The following is an 18,358-nucleotide window of genomic DNA, read 5'->3' as shown; positions in this document are numbered from 1 at the left end:
TCGGGAGAACCAATGGCTGTACCTGCTGGGGTAACCAGTGGGGCCGCCACAACCACCGCGGCCGGGGGCTCGTCCCCCGGCCGCGGTCGGCATGTGCGGTCCAAGAACAAGCGCTTCGGCCTGACGCCGGGTCGAGCCTGGCTGCTGATCGCACCGACGCTGGTGATCCTCTCGATCGTCATCGTCTACCCGGTGATCCGGGCACTGGTGATGTCCTTCTCCAAGGATCCCGGTCTCGATCCCGACACCGGCATGTTCGTCTCCGGCGGTTCAGCAGGGTTCGACAACTACACGCACTGGATCTTGCAGCAGTGCACCTCGGCGTCGGGCACGTTGGTGCCCTGCCCACCCGGAACCCTCGGGTCCCAGTTCTGGGGCGCAGTCGGAAACACCGCATTCTTCACCGTCGTGACGGTGTCGATCGAGGTGGTCATCGGCTTCGCGATGGCAGTGATCATGGGCAAGACCTTCGCCGGACGAGCCCTGCTGCGCGCCGCGATCTTGATCCCCTGGGCAATCCCGACGGCGGTCACGGCCAAGCTCTGGTACTTCATCTTCGCGTACGACGGCATCGCCAATCGCATTCTGGGAACGAACATTCTGTGGACCGGCGACGCGTGGCCTGCTCGTTTCGCGGTCATCATCGCCGACGTGTGGAAGACGACGCCGTTCATGGCGCTGCTGATCTTGGCCGGGTTGCAGATGATTCCAGCCGACGTCTACGAGGCCGCTCGTGTCGATGGGGCGTCGGCGTGGCAGCGCTTCACCAAGATCACGCTGCCCTTGGTCAAGCCCGCACTCATGGTGGCGATTCTGTTCCGCACCATGGATGCGCTGCGCATGTACGACTTGCCCGCCATCCTCACCGAGGGGAACCCCGCCACTCGAACCATCTCGATTCTGGTGGTGGAGCAGATCCGACAGGGATTCAACAGCGCTGCCTCGCTGTCGACCATCTCGTTCGTCATGATCTTCGTCGTGGCGTTCATCCTGGTGAAGTTCCTCGGTGCCAACGCCGTTGCCACTCAGGACAATCAGCGCAAGGGGGCCGACCGATGAAGCAGGCTCGCATCTATCTCGGCGTCGTCGTCATTCTCGTCTGGGGTCTGGCACCGTTCTACTGGATGGTCGTCACCGCGTTCCGCGACCCGCGCTACACCTTCGATACGACGCCATGGCCGACGCATGTCACCTGGGAGAACTTCGACAACGCCCTGTCCACCGCGAACGGTAACAATTTCCTGCGGGCGGTGGGTAACAGCCTCATCGTCGGCGGAGCCACCACTCTGATCGCATTGGTGATCGGCATCTTCACCGCGTATGCCCTCTCGCGCATCGACTTTCGCTTCAAGTACGTGGTGACAGGCATCATCCTGGGGGCCTCGATGTTCCCCGTCGTTGCGTTGGTGACCCCGCTGTTCCAGTTCTTCACCAATATCGGCTGGATCGGTAGCTATCAGGCGATGATCATCCCGAACATTTCGTTCGTACTGCCGTTGACGATCTACACGCTGGCAGCGTTCTTCGCCGAATTGCCTTGGGAGCTAGAAGAAGCCGCACGCATCGATGGTGCCGGACGCTTCCAGGCGTTCCGGCTGGTGATGCTCCCGCTCGCGGCACCTGCCTTGTTCACCACCGCGATCCTTGCGTTCATCGCCGCGGTGAACGAGTATCTGCTGGCCAGTCAGCTCTCGAGTGACAAGACCGAACCGGTGACCGTGGCCATCGCGCGGTTCACCGGCAACGATCCGCTGGTGGTTCCGTATGCCGCGATCATGGCCGCGGGCACCATCGTGGCCATTCCCCTGGTGATCATGGTGCTGCTGTTCCAGCGTCGCATCATCTCCGGACTGACCGCCGGTGGCGTCAAGTCGTGACGGCAAACGATCACCTTCAGCTGCTGGCAGGCATTCTCGGGTTCTTTGCTCTCGTGGCGCTGGTCTTTGCCGTTGCCGGGATCATCGGAGGTGATCCCGGCGTGGCACCGTCGGTGGCCTTGCTCGGTTTGCTTGTCGCACTGTGGTTCGTGGTCAAAAAGATTCGCTGACGCTCACTTTGCGCGGATTGCGTCTTCGACATCGTCGGCGCTGAGCCCGCGTGTGCAGAAGAACCAGTCCTGGCATTCGACATCGGCGTCGGTGCCGTCCATCCGCTCTGCTGCAGTACCGCACGAACCTGCTGTCGGCACGATCACCGGATCGCCGGGATGCCAATCTGCCGGAGTCGCAACGCCGAATGCGTCTGCTGTCTGCAGTGCTTTGATCAAACGAAAGATTTCGTCGAAGTTCCGACCGGTACTGAGCGGGTAGTAGATCACGGCTCGGACCACACTCTCGGGGTCGATGACGAACACCGCTCGCACGGCCTTCGTCGAGCTTTCGCCGGGCATGATCATGCCGTAGAGGCGGGCGATGTCCATCGTGATGTCCTCGACCAGCGGGAATGTGACCTCGACCTGGGACATTCCGTTGAAGGTGATCTTGTCCTTGATCGTGCGCAACCATGCGATATGGCTGTACAGCCCATCGATCGACAGGCCTACGAGTTCGGTGTTGTACTCACGCAATTCGTCGGCCATCGAGGCGAACGTGATGAATTCACTGGTGCAGACGGGCGTGAAATCTGCGGGGTGCGAGAAGAGGATGACCCATTTTCCTCGATAGTCGGCGGGAAAGTCGATCGGCCCTTGCGTGGTAACCGCAGTGAACGAGGGTGCGTGGTCGCCGATTCGGGGCATTCCGTAGCCGCTCTCGGGTACTGCTTGTGTGCTGGTCATGTCGGCCTCGTCCTGTGCTGTCGATTGTATGAATGCGGTCGTGCTGGATGCGTTCGTCACTGGTGTCTGTAGTTGGCCTCGTAGGTTTCGCGGTCCCGCTCTGCGCTGGGAATCGTGCGGGGAATCGATGACGCGTCGATGCCGTGTTGCCCGAGCCGAAACGCTCGATAGACCAGATGCAGCCCGGAGGCGAAGTAGACGACCGGGATGAAGATGAGCAGCATCATCAGGCCTGCGATCCAATTCGGTCCCGGAAACAGCAGGAACAGCATGAGCACAGGGACGAGCGGCACGAGGAACCGAGCCAGATACCGAGCGGTGGATCCGGGTCCGGTCAGTTCGTGCAGGACCCAGTCCTGCAGGTCTGTCGGGAGGACGCCGCCGAGGTCGTAGCGCAGACGCTGACGAAAGGTGGGTGTCTTCATATCCTGACGATAGGTTCGCACCTGCCGTGGGCGCTGGGGCACGAGGTCCCGACTACCGCGCCGAACGACTCTTGTTCTGTACGTCGATCAGACCGAGCCGAAGGCGCTGGTGGTCATCGACACCAATCTCGCCGACGCGGCGCTCGGGTTCGGCCTCCAGACGAGTGCCAGCAGCGCCGAGGTGGTCGAGTCCGTCAGTTCCACAGCGGTTAGTCGATCTCGGTAGGTGTCGATCATCGATGCGCTGAGAATCGCAACACCGACACCGCGAGCAGCGAGATCGGCGACGGCGTCGGGAGCGCTGGCTTGCAACGCGATCGAGGGCGTGATCCCGACCCCTTCGCAATCGCGATCGAACACGGTTCGCACTCCTGTACCCACGGGAAGCGAGACGATCGGGTAGTCGTTGATCTGCGCCAGCGTCGCCCGCTTCTGAGACGCCAGCGGATGCTCCGGCGACACGGCCGCGATGATCTTCTCGTCGATCACCACCATCGCTCTCAGCCCGTCGGGGGCCCGGGCGGCGACGCCGACCAGCGCGAGATCCAGCTGCCCAGTGCGTACATCGCCCACCAAACGGTCCGAATTACCTTCCTGCAGAGAAAGTTCGACGCCAGGGTGCTCCGAATGGAAGCGAGCCAACGCGTCGAACAGCTGTGGGACGGTGCACGCGGTGATCATGCCGACTCGCACCGATCCGCGTAGGAGCCCAGCGACGTCGTCGACGGACTGCCGAACCGAGCCGGCCGCGGCGAGTGTCGCGCGCGCCTGGATCAGTGCAGCCTGGCCCGCAGTGGTCAATGTTGCTGTGCCGCCGGATCTGTCGATCAGCTCGGCACCGAGTTCGCGCTCGAGCGCCCGGATCTGGGCGCTGACGCCGGACTGGCTGATGTGCACCCGGGCGGCGGCGCGGGTGAAGTTAGCCTCCTCGGCCACGGCCACGAAGTACTCGAGTTGTCTCAATTCCACTGCTGTACCCCGAGATTCGGGCCTTCACCGCCGTCGAGTCGTGCTACGGCGCGCTTCGGGGCGGTGATGCGGTAGCTGCAGTCGATCAACTCGGCGGCCTCGTCCCAGACGTCGTCGTCGGCATCGGAGAGGTGGAAGCCCACCCAGCCCGCCGGCCCGAGGTAGGCGGGGTGGAAGTAACGCGGTTCGAGCTCGCAGGCGCGCTGCTCCTCGGCGCTCTCGCACTTGACCAGAATCGACAGGTCGTAGGGGTCGCCGCCTTTGACGCCGCCGCCGAAGTAGACGAACACCGAGGCGGTGCGGAAAGTCGGCCTGCCGTGCGAGATCTTCTCCGTCACGTCGGGATAGGCGAACGCCAGTGCGCGCACGCGTTCGAGGTACGGATGCTTCGAGGTGGGATCGATGGCCACCGCCACAGGATAGCGCGTCTAACTGCGGTTATAAGCAAAAGTTCTGAGGGTGATCCAAACCAACTGTTGGACTTCTGCCTCGGGCGGTTCGAGACTCGATGTCATGACACAGACACCGAGAGACATCGCAGCGACCTACTTCGAGGCCTGGAGAAGCAAGGACTTCGACACTCTGGCCTCGATCCTGCACGAGGACGCCACGTTCCGGGGGCCACTCGGCACCGCGGCCGATGGGGCGGAATGTCTGGCCGGCTTGAAAGCGATGTCGCAGATCGTGACCGATATCGACATCGCTCACGTCTTCGTGGACGGCCCGAACGTACTGACGTGGTTCGACCTGCACACGTCGATCGCACCGCCTGCGAGTACCGCGAACTGGCAGCGAATCGACGGCGGCAAAATCACGGAAATCAAGGTCGCCTTCGATCCGCGAGACATCATCGCGGCGGGATAAGCGAACGCCCGCCGGTACTCAATGTGACATTTGGTGGCCTTTTCGGGGGTCAATGTCACATCTAGTGGACCGGCGGGCGGTGTTCGCGGGTGCTGCGGGCTTACGCGTCGATGATGAACGCTTCGAGCTGCTCGCGAGCGACGTCGTCCGCCAGCTGCTTCGGCGGGCTCTTCATCAGGTATGCCGAGGCCGGGATGACCGGTCCGCCGATGCCGCGGTCCTTGGCGATTTTTGCGGCGCGCACTGCGTCGATGATGACGCCGGCCGAGTTGGGCGAGTCCCAGACCTCGAGCTTGTATTCGAGGTTGAGGGGAACGTCACCGAAGGCGCGGCCTTCGAGGCGGACGTAGGCCCACTTGCGGTCGTCGAGCCAGCCGACGTGGTCGGACGGTCCGATGTGAACGTCTTTTGCGTTGAATTCACGCTGGAGGTTCGAGGTGACGGCCTGGGTCTTGGAGATCTTCTTCGACTCGAGGCGGGTGCGCTCGAGCATGTTGAGGAAGTCCATGTTGCCGCCGACGTTGAGCTGCATGGTGCGATCGAGCTGCACGCCGCGGTCCTCGAACAGCTTGGCCATGACGCGGTGGGTGATGGTGGCACCGACCTGGCTCTTGATGTCGTCGCCGACGATGGGGACGCCCGCGTCCTCGAACTTCTTGGCCCAGACGGGATCGCTGGCGATGAAGACGGGCAGTGCGTTGACGAACGCGACGCCGGCGTCGATGGAAGCCTGTGCGTAGAACTTGTCGGCTTCTTCGGATCCGACGGGCAGGTAGGACACGAGCACGTCCACCTTGGCGTCACGCAGGGCCTGCGCCACGTCGACGGCTTCTCCGTCGGCTTCGGTGATGGTCTCGCGGTAGTACTTGCCGAGGCCGTCGAGGGTCGGTCCGCGCAGGACGTGGACGTCCTTCGGGGGCACGTCGGCGATCTTGATGGTGTTGTTCTCGCTGGAGAAGATGGCCTCGGAAAGATCGAAGCCGACCTTCTTGGCGTCCACGTCGAACGCGGCGACGAACTCGACGTCGCGGACGTGGTACTTACCGAACATGACGTGCATCAGGCCGGGAACGGAGGCGTTCTCGTCCGCATCCTTGTAGTACTCGACACCCTGGACCAGGGATGAGGCGCAGTTGCCCACACCCACGATGGCCACGCGGATTGCGTTGTTGTTCTCACCCATGGTCGGGTTCTCCTTCTGTCTTGACTGTCCTGTTTGATGCTGTGCTGGACGGTGCTGGGTGGGGGTCGGCCTGCTCGGCTGCGATGACCTCGTTGAGCCAGCGCACCTCGCGTTCGCTCGATTCGAGACCGAGCTGGTGTAGCTGCCGGGTGTAGCGGTCGAGAGTCCCGTTCGCCTTGGCCACTGCGTCGCGGAGGCCTTCGCGACGCTCCTCGACCTGGCGACGTCTGCCTTCGAGGATGCGAACTCGAGCTTCTGCCGGGGTCCGACTGAAGAAGGCCAGGTGCACGCCGAATCCGTCGTCGGTGTAGTTCTGCGGTCCGGTGTCGGCCACCAATTCGGCAAATCGTTCCCTGCCGAGTGGGGTCAGTTCGTACACCCGTTTTGCTCGCCTCTTCACGAGCAATTCGGGACCGGCATCCTCGACGATGAGGCCGTCGGTCTGAAGTCGGCGAAGTGCCGGGTACAGCGAGCCGTACGAAAACGCTCTGAAAGCTCCGAGTAGGCCGGTCAGCCGCTTGCGGAGCTCGTAGCCGTGCATGGGTGATTCGAGAAGCAAACCGAGAATTGCGAGCTCGAGCATGCAACTCCCCCTTCTCGAATCCACGATCACATCAAGACGATGCGATTGACCACACTATCGAAGAATGTATCGCGCCGATACATATTCTGACAACTCGGTGCCGTGCATCGGTCATCGATCGTCGGCACACAAGTCCGTGAACGTATCCTGCGACGCATGACCCCGGTCGACGCGCTCGCCGCCGCTGCTGCCCTCCACCTGGGCTTTCAGCTGGTGGTGACAGCCGTTGTCTACCCCGCGCTGGCGGAGGTGCCGGACGACGACTGGCCGCGTGCCCACGACGCCCACTCGCGGCGGATCACCCTCATCGTTGGGCCGGTCTATGGACTGCTCGCTGCGGCGTGTCTGTGGGTGTTGGTGTCCGGGCCAATCCAGCCTGTTGTCCTGATCAGCGTTGCCGGCGCAGCGATCTCCGCGTTGGCGACTGCCTTTGTGGCTGCCCCCACCCATGGCGAACTAGGGCGTACGGGACGCGACGGACACTCGATGAGTCGGTTGCGATCAGCAGACCGCGTACGTCTCGGTGGTGCAGTGCTGTGCGCCGTCTTCGCCCTGGTGGCGTGATCGAACGCGGGCAAACGTGAGCCGGATGATCGGTTCAGCGAACCGGTGCCACCATGAGCACCGCGTCGACTCGGTACTCGCCCCACTGCTGCGCAGCCGTCCCGATTCGGCGCCAGCCTCGCCTGTCGTAGAACCCGAGGGCGGCGCTACTCGGATCGACGAGCAGCACCGGCTCCCGGCCGGCGTCCCGTGCAGCGTTCACGGCGTGTGCGAGCAACGTCGTTCCGCTGCCCGGCACGGAGCCGTCGCTTACCAAGCGCGACACGACGGCGAGTCGATCGGCAGCGAACCCCGTTGCTCGCTGCCACTGCGCGCTCGCATCGTCCGTACCGGGATCCTGTTCCGGTGATGCCGTCGAATGCAGCGCGATATGTCCGACGACGGCGTCGTCGTGCTCGGCGACCCAGGCCGTGAGTTCGTTCGGTGCGGCAAGCCAATCGGCTCGTACCGCCGCTGCGCGCATGGGGTAGCGCTGTGTTTCGTGCGCACGTTGCAGGATGGGGAGGAGGGTGCACAGGTCGTCGTCCCGTCGGGGCCGCACGTGGATTCCCGATGTGGCGAACATCCGAACGAGTGTAGGTCGGTCAGATGATGAAACTCTCGAAAGGTGTTCATGGCGAACGAGGCGAGAGCGTCGCGCTCCCTGGGGCATGTCAGCGGTGAATCGATCCTCTGGCACGAGCCTCGGCGACCGCGGCGGTCCGTGAGGCGACGCCCAGCTTCGTATAGATGTGTGCGAGATGGGATTTGACGGTGGCCTGGCTCAAGAACAGTTGTTGACTGATCCGTAGGTTGGAGTGCCCGTCCGCGACCAGTTCCAGCACCTCGATTTCCCGCAAAGTCAGCGCATTGTTCGGTGTCCGCATCCGGTCCATCAGTCGCGAGGCGACAGCAGGTGCCAGGGTTGAGCTGCCGGCAGCTGCGGTTCGTACGGCGATGGCCAAGTCTTCCGGTGGCGCGTCCTTGAGGAGGTAACCCACCGCGCCTGCTTCGATGGCGGCGAGGATGTCGGCGTCTGTGTCGTAGGTCGTCAGGACCAGCACGTGCGGTGCGTTCTGCCGTGCGGTGATTCGAGCGATGGCATCGACGCCGTGCATCGAGGGGCCGAACTGTAGGTCCATCAGCACTACGTCGATCTCGAGTTCGGCGGACAGTTCGATCGCGCGCTCAGCGGTCGGAGCCTCGGCAATGACCTGGAAGTCGGGTTCGGTGTCCAGCACAGCGCGCAGGCCGGCGCGGACGATGGGATGATCGTCGGCCAGAAGGAGGCGGATCACGCTCGCACCTCCAACGGCAGGGTGATGGCGATGGCCGCACCCTCACCGGGTCTCGACTCGATTGCAAGGGCGCCCTGTAGCGAGCGTGCGCGGGCGCGCATGCCGGGCAGTCCGAATCCGTGATCTGCTCCAGAAGTGACAGCATCGGGATCGAAGCCGGCACCGTCGTCGACGACGTCGAGCGCCACTTCGGTGTCCATGTAGCTCAGAGTCACCGCTATGCGAGTGGCGTGGGCGTGTTCGACGGAGTTGGCGAGCGCGGCTTGAGCGATTCGCAGCAGCACGACCTCCTGTGCTGTCTGGAGGAGTATCGGAGTGCCGGACAGCTGCCAGTCGATCGTCAACCCGGTCGAAACGGAAGTTCGGGCGCACAATCGTTCCAAAGCCGATGGGAGAGAGGCATTCTCGAGATCTGCCGGAGACAGCGCGCGGACGAAGCGTCGGGCCTCCTCCAGATTGCTCGACGCAGTTTCTCTGGCCTGAACCACATGGCTTCTCGCCTCGTCCGAGCGCTCGGGGAGCAAGCGTTCCGCCGCGCGGAGCAGCAAATGAATACTGGACAGCCCCTGTGCGAGGGTGTCGTGGATCTCGCGGGCCAGTCGTTCTCGTTCGGCGAGAACTCCGGCCTCTCGCTCGGCTGCCGCCAACTCTCCGCGAGTAGCAGTGAGCTCTTCGATGAGTGCCCGGCGCTGTTCACTTTCGCGGTACAGCGCCTGGTAGCCAAGCACCACCGCGATCGCGACCGCCGCGCCGAGCGAGGGGCCGATGATCACGCCGACTGTGAAACCTCCTCGGTGCCAGGAGAATCCGCCGATTGCGATAATTGCGGTGGCAGTAACCGCGGCCAGTCCCCATTGCGTGGGCAACAGATGAAGCTGCAGAAAGAACAACGGAAACGCGAGGTACACGGCCTCGGGACTCACCAGTAGCAACGCCGTCCACGCCAGTGCCACCGCGAGCAGCCATGCTGCGGCTGTCGATCGGGAAGTACGCACTCTCGGCCACAGTGCGCCCGCCGCATAGACCGAGCCCAACACAGCGGCGGTGACGACGACGGACGTCAGGTGTGGTCCACGATCGAACACGGCTCGCACGATCGACAGCGTCAGCAACGCCATGAACATCAGGTGTAGACATCCGCGCAAGATGCGCATGACAGGGGTGAGCGACGACGGATCCATAGCGCTCACCACGGTATGCGGTTCAGCGGCGAGCGGCATCAGCCGAAAGGTGTAACCGATCCTGATCCTTCCGGCGTCCGAGATGCACTCTCTCGCTCGATGCCCAACCGCCCTCGCTCAGACGAGGCTTGGACGCAGTCATCGAAGAGCAACCGGCTCGGGTGTCTGAGAAGGAAAGGCAGAAAAGTCGTGTTCGTCGCATGGAGAGACCTTCGATTCGCGAAGGGAAGATTCGTTCTGATGGGAACCGTCGTCGTGCTGATCACCATGTTGGTCGGTCTGTTGTCCGGGCTCACCGCAGGCCTGGCCAGGGAAAGCACGTCGGCGATCACCGGTTTGTCGGCAGATCACCTGGCGTTCTCCGCGCCGGTCGATGGCACATCGGTGTCGTTCGGCGACAGTTCGGTCGCCGAATCCACCTGGCAGCAATGGGCGGCCGTGGATGGTGTGACGCGCGCCGACCCGCTTGCCATCACCACCACCAGAGCCGAGGCGGGCTCGCGCAGCGCCTCGGTCTCGGCCTTCGGCGTGTCAGCGGGCTCTGCTCTGGCACCGGAATCGGATTCGATCGACGCTACGGCCACGGTGCTGTCGACCTCTGCCGCCGACGAACTGGGCGTCGAAGTCGGTGACGGATTCACCGTGGGCGGACAGCGCGTCACGGTGGCGGCGATCGACGGCGACGCGTCCTACAGTCACACCCCGGTTGTCTTCGTCGACCTCGGCACCTGGCAGACCCTGTCGGGCGGCACCTCCGCCGGCCCGCTCCGCGCCACCGTGATCGGTTTGACCACCGATGCCGATGTGGATCTGGCCGCCGCCGACGAGTTGATCGGAACCGACACGGTGACCACCGCCGACGCCGTGTCCGCCGTCGGTTCCTACAGCTCGGAGAACGGCTCGCTGCAGTTGATGCGGGCTTTTCTCTTCGCCATCGCCGCCCTTGTCATCGGAGCGTTCTTCACCGTGTGGACCATCCAGCGCAGCGGCGACGTCGCAGTGCTCAAGGCCCTCGGCGCATCGACGGCATACCTGCTGCGAGATGCCCTCGGCCAAGCCGTCGTACTGCTGACCGTGGGCACTGTCATCGGAACGGGGTCGGCCGCGGGCGTGGGAGCACTCGTCGACGGCACTGTGCCGTTCGTGCTCGACGTCGGCACCGTCGCACTGCCCGCACTGATCATCATCGCCCTCGGCGCCCTCTGTGCCGGCCTGTCCATCCATCGCATCACCTCCGTAGATCCCCTCACCGCACTCGGGAGCGCCCGATGAGCCTGCATCTGACCGACATCACCCTCACTTACCCCGACGGCGACTCGCGCTTGACCGCCCTCGACAGCGTTGATCTGCATGTCGACAAGGGCGCGATGACCGCCGTTGTCGGACCGTCGGGTTCGGGCAAGTCCAGCCTGCTCGCCGTGGCAGCGACCTTGATCACCCCCGATCGTGGACACATCGTCATCGACGGGACCAACACTGCCGGAATGACCCGCCGCGAACTCACCACACTGCGTCGCAACAAGATCGGGATGATCTTCCAGCAGCCGAATCTGTTGCCGTCCTTGACCGCCGTCGAGCAACTGCAGGTCACCGCACATCTGGCCGGTCAGCCGATCCGTAACGCGGAGAAGCGGGCGCTGACGCTGCTCGACGGGGTCGGCCTCCGCGGCAAAGCGCATTCGCGACCGCACCAGCTCTCCGGTGGGCAGCGGCAGCGGGTCAACATCGCCAGAGCACTGATGAGCAACCCCGCTGTATTGCTCGTCGACGAACCGACCAGCGCACTCGATCACGAGCGCGGAGCAGTCATCCTCGACCTCATCACGGCCCTCACCCGTCGCAACGGCACCGCAACGGTCGTCGTCACCCACGACCGAGCGCATCTGTCGGGCATGGACGACATCGTGGAGATGGTCGATGGCCGACTTCGGGTCGGCGCGTCGTCGGAGTGATCCGGTGCGATCTCCGTCTCTCGCCCGCTTCGAGGAGCAGACCGTGTCGGCCCAGCTGGAGCACAGTTTCCCGAAGCCCAACAGGAGTGTCCTCGTTGCCGAGGCGGGGGTTCGCAGAGTCCCGTCGGATGAGGCGCACGTACTCTGGTCCTCGTGCGACTTCAGCGACAGGTGGTGGACTACGCCCTTCAGCGTCGGTCGCTGCTGGCCGAGGTCTACTCCGGTAGGACGGGTGTGGCAGCGGTCTGCGATGCAGATCCTTACCTGCTCCGCGCCGCCAAGTTCCATGGACGCGGCAGCGATGTGGTGTGTCCCATCTGTCGCAAAGAGCAGCTCACCTTGGTGTCCTGGGTTTTCGGTGAGAAGCTCGGTGCACTGTCCGGGTCTGCGAGAACGGCGGACGAGCTCGTCCGCCTCGCTGCGACCCAGGAGGAGTTCTCGGTCCACGTGGTCGAGGTGTGCCGCTCCTGCAGCTGGAACCATCTCGTCCAGTCCTACGTCCTCGGGGCCGTCCCCGCGCCCAAGCAACCCCGTCGCTCGCGATCGGGTTCCCGCCAACCGAACCGTCGAACCGCGAGTGAATGACACAATCGCTCCGCTGATGTCCTCGCGCGAGAAGTCGACGCGGCCGCCGAAATTACTGGAGATCCGTACGTGAGTTCCCCCTACGACAACAACCCGGGTAGCGACGAACCTGGCCGTAGCGACTCCGGACGCCGTCCCGACGTGCCCGGGATTCCACGCGGCAGCCGGCACTCCGATCCACCGGGGCGTCGCCCGGTGCCTCCGTCAGGCCAGCGCCCGGTGCCTCCGTCAGGCCAGCGCCCGATGCCGCCGCAGGGTCGTCCTCCCATGCCGCCTCCCGGTCAGCGACCGGGCCCTCCCCCTGGTCAACGACCGGGTCCGCCTCCCGGGCAGCGCCCGATGCCGCCGCAGGGTCGTCCTCCCATGCCGCCTCCTGGCCAGCGACCCGGTCCGCCTCCCGGTCAGCGTCCGGGCCCCCCGCCGGGTCAACGTCCCATGCCGCCGCGGAATCGACCCGTACAGGGCGGGCCCCCGCAGAGCCGGCCACCGGTGGATGCGGCGACCGGACGTCCCGCAGGCGATCGTCCCTACGGGGAACGCCGCTACGGAGAGCCGCCGATCACGCCCCCGGGCCGGTCTGCGGCCGCGTCGGGCATCACCCGATCCGGCTCCGTTCCGCCACCCGATGAACCGAACGATCCATCAGTCAGCTACTCGGGCAGTGAACCGCCCGAGCCGCCCGAAAGAGGTACCGCCGCGAACACGAAGAAGAAGTCCCGGAGTGCAGCCGGCGGAACGACCAAATCCAAGTGGCGGGTCGTTCGGCGCACGCTCTACGCGTTCATCGCCGTGGGCATGATCGTGCCCATTCTGGGGTTCATGGTGGCGTACACGCTGGTGGACGTCCCGCGGCCAGGTGACCTCAGAACCAACCAGGTCGCGACGATCTTCGCGTCCGACAGCTCGAGTGTGCTCGGCAAGGTGGTGCCCAACGAGGGCAATCGAACCGACGTGACGATCGACCAGATTCCGGTGCACGTGCGCAACGCAGTGCTCTCGGCCGAGGACCGCGACTTCTACTCCAACCCCGGATTCTCGGTCACCGGTTTCGGCCGGGCCCTGCGTGACAACGTGCTCGGACGCGACAGTGCCGGTGGCGGCTCGACCATCACCCAGCAGTACGTCAAGAATGCGTTGGTCGGCAACGATCGGACGCTGACGCGAAAGATGCGCGAGCTCGTCATCTCCTCGAAGATGGCGCGGCAGTGGTCCAAGGACGACATCTTGGCGGCCTACCTCAACACGATCTACTTCGGTCGCGGTGCCTATGGCATCGCCGCTGCCTCGACGGCGTATTTCGGTAAATCCGTCGATCAGCTCTCGGTCGAGGAGGGTGCAGTTCTCGCTGCGACCATCCAGCAGCCCTCCGGCTTGGATCCTGAGAACAATCCCACCGGTGCGCAGTCGCGGTGGGACTACGTGCTCGACGGCATGGTTTCGCAAGGCAATCTCGATCCGACCCAGCGCGCCGGGATGCAGTATCCGTCCTGGATTCCCACCTCGCAGATCGACTCCGGTGATGCCGACGATGCCGGACCCAACGGCCTGATCAAGGCTCAGGTGCTCCGCGAGTTGTCCGCGGTGGGCGTCAGCGATCAGGACCTCAACACCGAGGGACTGCAGATCACCACCACCATCGATCCCAAAGCTCAGGCAGCAGCGGTCGAGGCCGTCGACAACAATCTCGAAGGCGAGCCCTCGGACCTCCGGACGGCCTCGGTGTCGATCGATCCGCGCACCGGCGCGGTCCGCTCCTACTACGGCGGCGCGGACGGGCGTGGATTCGACTTCGCGCAGTCCGGGTTGCAGACCGGATCGTCGTTCAAGGTGTTCGGCCTCGCCGCTGCCCTGGATCAGGGCATCCCGCTGTCGAAGATGTACGACAGCTCTGCTCTGGACGTCAACGGTATCGAGATCAGCAACGTCGAGGGCGCATCCTGCGGCACCTGCACCATCGCCGAAGCACTCAAGCGCTCGCTCAACACGAGCTTCTACCGCATGATGCTCAGCATGGACGACGGGCCACAGGCCATCGCAGACATGGCCCACAAACTCGGCATCCCCGAGGAGACCGAGGGCATCGGACCCACTCTCACCGAGCCCGACAACGCAGGCCCCAACTACGGAATCGTGCTCGGCCAGTATCAGTCTCGCGTGATCGACATGGCCTCGGCCTACGCGACACTCGCCGCGTCCGGCGTCTATCACACGCCGCACTTCGTGCAGAAGGTCGTCACCGCCGACGGGACGGTGCTGCTCGATCGAGCTCCCGACGCCGGCCAGCAGGTCGTTTCGGCCGCGGTTGCGGACAACGTGACCTCGGCGATGCGTCCGATCGCTGGATACTCCAACGGTCACAACCTCGCCGGCGGCCGCCAGTCCGCAGCCAAAACCGGTACCGCCCAGCTCGGTGACACCGGTGAGAACAAGGACGCCTGGATGGTCGGCTACACGCCGTCGCTGTCCACCGCCGTGTGGGTCGGTACCGAACAGGGTGTGGCGTTGGAGAACAGTTACGGCGGGCAGATCTACGGATCGGGCATACCGTCGGACATCTGGAAGGCGACGATCGACGGGACACTGGAAGGCACCTCGAACGAGAGCTTCCCGACGCCCGAGGCCATCGCCGGTCAGGCCGGGGTACCGCAGTACTCTGCACCCGCTCCGGTGGCCACGGTCGCTCCGACCACCGCTCCGCCGCCTCCTCAGGTGACGCTGCCGATTCCGACGGAGATCTCTCCGCCGGTCGTCATCACTCCGCGGCAGGTCGAGATTCTGCCCGGCGTCACCATTCCGCTCCCCGGATTGGCACCGGCCCAGCCGGAACCAGCGCCCGCAGCGCCTGAACCGGCGACGCCCGGACAGTAGCGACTTCACCGGTGACGACCGAACCCCACCGCGCAGGTCGAGCACTGGCGAGCCCTGGACGCCTCGACACCAGGAGCGCAGCGGACCGCGACTTACCCAGCCGTACCGACCCGATGACCGAGGAACTGTCCTCGGTCATCGGCGGTCCGGTCGGACGGCACGCCGTAATCGGGCGGCAGCGCTGGTTCACGGCGTTGCGCGTCGTCCTGTTGTTGGCGGTGATATTCCTGAGCTTCGGCTGGTTCGCGAAGGCGGCGTGCATTCAGCAGGCACCGGCGGGCTCCAATGGTGAGCTCGGACTGGACTGGAGCGGCAGCCGTCAGTACGTGGCGATGTGTTACTCCGATACCGTGCCGCTCTACGGTGCCGAGCGGCTCGATCAGGGTGCGTTCCCGTACAAGAAGTCCTGGGAGGAAACCAAGGCCGACGGGTCGAGTCAGATTCGGTACATGGAGTATCCGGTGCTCGCGGGCCTGTACCAGTATGGCTCGATGGTCGTCGGAAAGATGTGGAACTCGCTGAGTTTTCTGCCGCAGGCGCTACCCGTCGTCGTCTACTTCAATGTGGTCGCCCTGGGATTGGCCGCGGCCTGGTTGGTCACCGTGTGGGCGACGGCGATAGCTGCCGGCCGACGAATCTGGGACGCAGCCCTGGTGGCGGTCTCGCCGTTGGTGATCGTGCACGGATTCACCAATTTCGACGCTCTCGCAACGGCTTTCGCGCTCAGTGGTCTGCTGGCCTGGGCAAAGAAGCGGCCGGTGCTTGCCGGCGTGCTGATCGGACTCGGCGGTGCCACCAAGCTCTATCCGCTGTTGTTCCTCGGTCCGCTGTTGGTGTTGTGCTGGCGCACCGGACGGATGCGGGAATGGGGGCTCACTGCCTGCGCTGCGATCGGAGCCTGGTTTGCAGTCAATCTCCCTCTCGCACTGCTGTATCCGTCGGGCTGGTACGAGTTCTTCCGGCTCAACTCCGAGCGCGGTGCCGACCCGGATTCGCTGTACAACGTGGTCAGCTCGTTCACCGGTTGGTCGGGATTCGACGGTCCCCTGTATCCCGGCGACAAGCCGCTGATCCTCAACGCTGTGACGCTGGTGTTGTTTGCCGTCGTGTGTGCCTTGATCGCGTACATCGGCACGACGGCACCGACGCGGCCGCGTCTGGCGCAGTTGCTGTTCCTGGTGGTGGCCGGATTCTTGCTCACCAACAAGGTGTGGAGCCCGCAGTACTCGCTGTGGCTGGTCCCGCTGGCTGTGCTTGCGCTACCACATCGCCGAATTCTGTTGGCCTGGATGACGATCGACGCCTTGGTGTGGTTCCCCCGGATGTACTACTACCTGGGTGTGGAGAACAAGGGCGTACCCGAACAATGGTTCACCGCGGCCGTCGTGGTGCGCGATATCGCTGTGATCGGGTTGTGCGCGTTGATCGTTCGACAGATCTACCGGCCCTCCGAGGACCTCATTCGGAACGGCAGCGCCGTCGACCCGCTCGGTGGCGTATTCGACGGCGCTGCTGATCGGACCACGGCTCGAAAGGTCTCGGCCCGCAAGGTCACATATAGCGACCGAGCTGTTTGACAGCTTCTCCGGCGTGCTTGGCCTGGATTCCGTCACCGATGGCCTGCAGCTTCCATTCGCTGCCCTGGCGATACACCTTGGCCATCACCAGACCGGTGAAGGGCATTCCGCCCTGCAGGGTGAAGCGGGCCAGTTCGGTGTTGTTGGTGTTGTCCACCAACCGGCAGAATGCGTTGTCCACCTGCTCGAATGTCTGACCGCGGTACGAGGTGACGGTGAAGATGATGCCGGTGACGTGCTGTGGCACTCGCGTCAGGTCGACCACGATGACCTCGTCGTCGCCCTCGCCCTCGCCGGTGAGATTGTCGCCCTGGTGCAGGATCGAGCCATCCTTGGCCTTGAGCTGCCCGTAGTAGACGACATCGTTGACGCTTCGGTCGGCGAGCATGATCGCCGACGCGTCCAGGTCGATGTTCGCGGCTCGGCCGCCACCGCCGAACAGTCCACCCTTCTTCGGAGTGGTCACCGGGTCCCAGCCCAGGCCCATACGAATGACCGTCAGCGCGACGCCGCCGTCCTTGCGGAGGGTGACTTTCTGGCCCTTGGTCAGGCTGACGGGCTTGGACTTGGTGAGGCTGACTTCCGGAGCCTCGGTGCGGGCCGGCGGAGCGGGAGGCGTCGGCGGAGCCGGAGGAGCTGCCGGTGCGGGCGGCGACGTCGGAGCGGGAGCCGGGGCATCGTCCACGGACACACCGTGATCGGTCACCAGTGCGGCGAATCCACCCGCGTAGCCCTGCCCGACGGCGCGAACCTTCCAGCTGCCCTGGCGACGGTAGATCTCGAGTGCGATCACGATGGATTCCGAGCTCAGACCGTCGATCGTGTACTCGTACAACACATTTCCAGCGGTGTCACTGACTCGCGCAACAGGAGCTGCGGATCTACCGAAGTTGCTCGACGCGTCGTCGAGGGTGATGACCGCACGGATCTGCTCGATATCGGTGGGAACGGAAGCGAGGGAGACAGCGAGCCGGGCCGGTCCGCCCTGGCCGGGCTCGAGGCGTACGCCGGGGCCGGTGGGCTGGTTGAAGAACACGAAATCGGCGTCCGTTCGTACCTTGCCGTTATCGGTGACCAGCAGCGCAGACAGGTCCGCGGGTACGGCCAGCGCGATGGAGACGACGACGTCACCGGCGGTGAGGGGGCCGTTCTGGCCCTTGGACAACGGTTGACCGGCCGGAGCAGACAATGTGATGGACCCTCTCTCGAAGTGCGGGTTGACGCCATCCAATGTACTTGTTCGATTTGTCCGTCTGGTGTGGCTGCACGTCGACGCCGGTCAGATCTGGCGGAGCGTGAACAGGTCGCCCGGCGAGCAACCGAGGGCCCGGCACACTGCCGTGAGCGTCGAGAATCGGATGGCCTTGGCGCGGTCGTTCTTGAGCACCGAGAGGTTGACGACGCTGACTCCGGCGAGGCGCGAGAGCTCGGCGAGCGTCATGCCGCGGGCGTCGAGAATGGCACCGAGATGGCAGACCACGAGATGGTCGACGAACTCCTCCGCCATCAGACCAGCCCATCGGCATCACGAGCGAGCTTGGAGCCTTGACGGAG

The 18,358-nt window shown here is 64.5% G+C and carries 21 protein-coding genes; 10 read left to right on the top strand and 11 right to left on the bottom strand.

Annotated elements, in window-relative coordinates:
• The first annotated feature begins 12 nt into the window (after positions 1-12).
• The 3 genes from RHODMAR_RS03820 to RHODMAR_RS28610 are packed head-to-tail and all read left to right on the top strand — an operon-like array spanning position 13 to position 2,047.
• Positions 13-1,059 (top strand): carbohydrate ABC transporter permease, encoded by a 1,047-nt coding sequence (locus RHODMAR_RS03820; RefSeq protein WP_008711459.1) that lies wholly within the window; start codon positions 13-15, stop codon positions 1,057-1,059.
• Complete coding sequence (locus tag RHODMAR_RS03815) at positions 1,056-1,877, top strand: carbohydrate ABC transporter permease (RefSeq protein WP_008711457.1); 822 nt, start codon at positions 1,056-1,058, stop codon at positions 1,875-1,877. Before RHODMAR_RS03820 ends, RHODMAR_RS03815 begins: the two co-directional genes overlap by 4 nt.
• Positions 1,874-2,047: a hypothetical protein gene (locus RHODMAR_RS28610; RefSeq protein ID WP_198289390.1), complete on the top strand. Its 174-nt coding sequence runs from the start codon at positions 1,874-1,876 to the stop codon at positions 2,045-2,047. The genes RHODMAR_RS03815 and RHODMAR_RS28610 overlap by 4 nt, the downstream gene beginning before the upstream one ends.
• A 3-nt stretch (positions 2,048-2,050) precedes the next feature.
• On the opposite strand, the gene RHODMAR_RS03810 is transcribed toward RHODMAR_RS28610, so the two are convergent.
• The 4 genes from RHODMAR_RS03810 to RHODMAR_RS03795 all read right to left on the bottom strand — a co-directional run bounded on the left by RHODMAR_RS03810 (position 2,051) and on the right by RHODMAR_RS03795 (position 4,586).
• A complete protein-coding gene (locus tag RHODMAR_RS03810; RefSeq protein WP_008711455.1) occupies positions 2,051-2,776 on the bottom strand; it encodes a peroxiredoxin in 726 nt (241 codons plus the stop codon).
• Positions 2,777-2,832: 56 nt separating this feature from the next.
• Positions 2,833-3,201 carry a DUF5313 family protein gene (locus RHODMAR_RS03805; RefSeq protein WP_042937879.1) on the bottom strand — a complete coding sequence of 123 codons (369 nt, stop codon included), beginning with the start codon at positions 3,199-3,201 and terminating at the stop codon, positions 2,833-2,835.
• An 87-nt stretch (positions 3,202-3,288) separates the two neighbouring features.
• The gene (locus tag RHODMAR_RS03800) at positions 3,289-4,170 is read right to left on the bottom strand and encodes a LysR family transcriptional regulator (protein ID WP_008711450.1); all 882 of its coding nucleotides are present in this window, start codon (positions 4,168-4,170) and stop codon (positions 3,289-3,291) included.
• On the bottom strand, positions 4,161-4,586 hold the full coding sequence (locus RHODMAR_RS03795; RefSeq protein WP_008711448.1) for an MmcQ/YjbR family DNA-binding protein: 426 nt from the start codon (positions 4,584-4,586) through the stop codon (positions 4,161-4,163). Before RHODMAR_RS03795 ends, RHODMAR_RS03800 begins: the two co-directional genes overlap by 10 nt.
• A 97-nt stretch (positions 4,587-4,683) precedes the next feature.
• On the opposite strand from RHODMAR_RS03795, the gene RHODMAR_RS03790 reads away from it, so the two are divergent.
• The gene (locus RHODMAR_RS03790) at positions 4,684-5,034 is read left to right on the top strand and encodes a nuclear transport factor 2 family protein (RefSeq protein WP_008711446.1); all 351 of its coding nucleotides are present in this window, start codon (positions 4,684-4,686) and stop codon (positions 5,032-5,034) included.
• Between the two features lie 100 nt (positions 5,035-5,134).
• Here RHODMAR_RS03790 and RHODMAR_RS03785 read toward each other — a convergent pair whose 3' ends face one another.
• A complete protein-coding gene (locus RHODMAR_RS03785) occupies positions 5,135-6,217 on the bottom strand; it encodes an inositol-3-phosphate synthase (protein ID WP_008711444.1) in 1,083 nt (360 codons plus the stop codon).
• Positions 6,210-6,800 (bottom strand): PadR family transcriptional regulator, encoded by a 591-nt coding sequence (locus RHODMAR_RS03780; protein ID WP_008711441.1) that lies wholly within the window; start codon positions 6,798-6,800, stop codon positions 6,210-6,212. Before RHODMAR_RS03780 ends, RHODMAR_RS03785 begins: the two co-directional genes overlap by 8 nt.
• A gap of 156 nt (positions 6,801-6,956) precedes the next feature.
• Here RHODMAR_RS03780 and RHODMAR_RS03775 point away from each other — a divergent pair, with 156 nt between their 5' ends.
• Positions 6,957-7,364 (top strand): hypothetical protein, encoded by a 408-nt coding sequence (locus tag RHODMAR_RS03775; RefSeq protein ID WP_008711439.1) that lies wholly within the window; start codon positions 6,957-6,959, stop codon positions 7,362-7,364.
• Positions 7,365-7,398: 34 nt separating this feature from the next.
• On the opposite strand, the gene RHODMAR_RS03770 is transcribed toward RHODMAR_RS03775, so the two are convergent.
• From RHODMAR_RS03770 to RHODMAR_RS03760, 3 genes are all read right to left on the bottom strand, one after another.
• On the bottom strand, positions 7,399-7,929 hold the full coding sequence (locus tag RHODMAR_RS03770; RefSeq protein ID WP_051047767.1) for a GNAT family N-acetyltransferase: 531 nt from the start codon (positions 7,927-7,929) through the stop codon (positions 7,399-7,401).
• An 88-nt stretch (positions 7,930-8,017) separates the two neighbouring features.
• On the bottom strand, positions 8,018-8,641 hold the full coding sequence (locus RHODMAR_RS03765) for a response regulator (protein WP_008711434.1): 624 nt from the start codon (positions 8,639-8,641) through the stop codon (positions 8,018-8,020).
• Positions 8,638-9,861: a sensor histidine kinase gene (locus RHODMAR_RS03760; protein ID WP_232433568.1), complete on the bottom strand. Its 1,224-nt coding sequence runs from the start codon at positions 9,859-9,861 to the stop codon at positions 8,638-8,640. The genes RHODMAR_RS03765 and RHODMAR_RS03760 overlap by 4 nt, the downstream gene beginning before the upstream one ends.
• 201 nt (positions 9,862-10,062) lie before the next feature.
• On the opposite strand from RHODMAR_RS03760, the gene RHODMAR_RS03755 reads away from it, so the two are divergent.
• The 5 genes from RHODMAR_RS03755 (at position 10,063) to RHODMAR_RS03730 (ending at position 16,804) form a co-directional block, all read left to right on the top strand.
• Complete coding sequence (locus tag RHODMAR_RS03755; protein ID WP_008711431.1) at positions 10,063-11,094, top strand: ABC transporter permease; 1,032 nt, start codon at positions 10,063-10,065, stop codon at positions 11,092-11,094.
• Complete coding sequence (locus RHODMAR_RS03750) at positions 11,091-11,774, top strand: ABC transporter ATP-binding protein (protein WP_008711429.1); 684 nt, start codon at positions 11,091-11,093, stop codon at positions 11,772-11,774. Before RHODMAR_RS03755 ends, RHODMAR_RS03750 begins: the two co-directional genes overlap by 4 nt.
• 153 nt (positions 11,775-11,927) lie before the next feature.
• Positions 11,928-12,359 (top strand): DUF5318 domain-containing protein, encoded by a 432-nt coding sequence (locus RHODMAR_RS03745; RefSeq protein ID WP_008711428.1) that lies wholly within the window; start codon positions 11,928-11,930, stop codon positions 12,357-12,359.
• Positions 12,360-12,953: 594 nt separating this feature from the next.
• Complete coding sequence (locus RHODMAR_RS03735) at positions 12,954-15,227, top strand: transglycosylase domain-containing protein (RefSeq protein ID WP_442970024.1); 2,274 nt, start codon at positions 12,954-12,956, stop codon at positions 15,225-15,227.
• Positions 15,228-15,238: 11 nt separating this feature from the next.
• Positions 15,239-16,804: a glycosyltransferase family 87 protein gene (locus RHODMAR_RS03730; protein ID WP_008711422.1), complete on the top strand. Its 1,566-nt coding sequence runs from the start codon at positions 15,239-15,241 to the stop codon at positions 16,802-16,804.
• Here the strand turns inward: RHODMAR_RS03730 and RHODMAR_RS03725 are convergent.
• Together RHODMAR_RS03725 and RHODMAR_RS03720 are read right to left on the bottom strand one after the other, a co-directional pair.
• A complete protein-coding gene (locus tag RHODMAR_RS03725; protein WP_442970023.1) occupies positions 16,779-17,993 on the bottom strand; it encodes a TerD family protein in 1,215 nt (404 codons plus the stop codon). The two genes, RHODMAR_RS03730 and RHODMAR_RS03725, sit on opposite strands and share 26 nt — an antisense overlap.
• 90 nt (positions 17,994-18,083) lie before the next feature.
• The gene (locus RHODMAR_RS03720) at positions 18,084-18,311 is read right to left on the bottom strand and encodes a helix-turn-helix domain-containing protein (RefSeq protein WP_008711420.1); all 228 of its coding nucleotides are present in this window, start codon (positions 18,309-18,311) and stop codon (positions 18,084-18,086) included.
• Between the last annotated feature and the right edge of the window lie 47 nt (positions 18,312-18,358).

Source organism: Rhodococcus sp. AW25M09, from assembly GCF_000333955.1.
In the GTDB taxonomy this organism is placed as follows: Bacteria; Actinomycetota; Actinomycetes; order Mycobacteriales; family Mycobacteriaceae; genus Rhodococcoides.
Note: the sequence above shows the minus strand (reverse complement) of the source record. Positions and strands in the feature narration are given on the sequence as shown.

Bases quoted from the DNA above. Each gene is read 5' to 3' on its own strand.
- RHODMAR_RS03750 (WP_008711429.1), top strand. From the start codon at position 11,091: ATGAGCCTGCATCTGACCGACATCACCCTCACTTACCCCGACGGCGAC.
- RHODMAR_RS03790 (WP_008711446.1), top strand. From the start codon at position 4,684: ATGACACAGACACCGAGAGACATCGCAGCGACCTACTTCGAGGCCTGG.
- RHODMAR_RS03760 (WP_232433568.1), bottom strand. From the start codon at position 9,861: ATGCCGCTCGCCGCTGAACCGCATACCGTGGTGAGCGCTATGGATCCG.
- RHODMAR_RS03780 (WP_008711441.1), bottom strand. From the start codon at position 6,800: ATGCTCGAGCTCGCAATTCTCGGTTTGCTTCTCGAATCACCCATGCAC.
- RHODMAR_RS03805 (WP_042937879.1), bottom strand. From the start codon at position 3,201: ATGAAGACACCCACCTTTCGTCAGCGTCTGCGCTACGACCTCGGCGGC.
- RHODMAR_RS03720 (WP_008711420.1), bottom strand. From the start codon at position 18,311: ATGGCGGAGGAGTTCGTCGACCATCTCGTGGTCTGCCATCTCGGTGCC.
- RHODMAR_RS03815 (WP_008711457.1), top strand. From the start codon at position 1,056: ATGAAGCAGGCTCGCATCTATCTCGGCGTCGTCGTCATTCTCGTCTGG.
- RHODMAR_RS03755 (WP_008711431.1), top strand. From the start codon at position 10,063: ATGGGAACCGTCGTCGTGCTGATCACCATGTTGGTCGGTCTGTTGTCC.
- RHODMAR_RS03785 (WP_008711444.1), bottom strand. From the start codon at position 6,217: ATGGGTGAGAACAACAACGCAATCCGCGTGGCCATCGTGGGTGTGGGC.
- RHODMAR_RS03770 (WP_051047767.1), bottom strand. From the start codon at position 7,929: ATGTTCGCCACATCGGGAATCCACGTGCGGCCCCGACGGGACGACGAC.
- RHODMAR_RS03820 (WP_008711459.1), top strand. From the start codon at position 13: ATGGCTGTACCTGCTGGGGTAACCAGTGGGGCCGCCACAACCACCGCG.
- RHODMAR_RS03810 (WP_008711455.1), bottom strand. From the start codon at position 2,776: ATGACCAGCACACAAGCAGTACCCGAGAGCGGCTACGGAATGCCCCGA.
- RHODMAR_RS03775 (WP_008711439.1), top strand. From the start codon at position 6,957: ATGACCCCGGTCGACGCGCTCGCCGCCGCTGCTGCCCTCCACCTGGGC.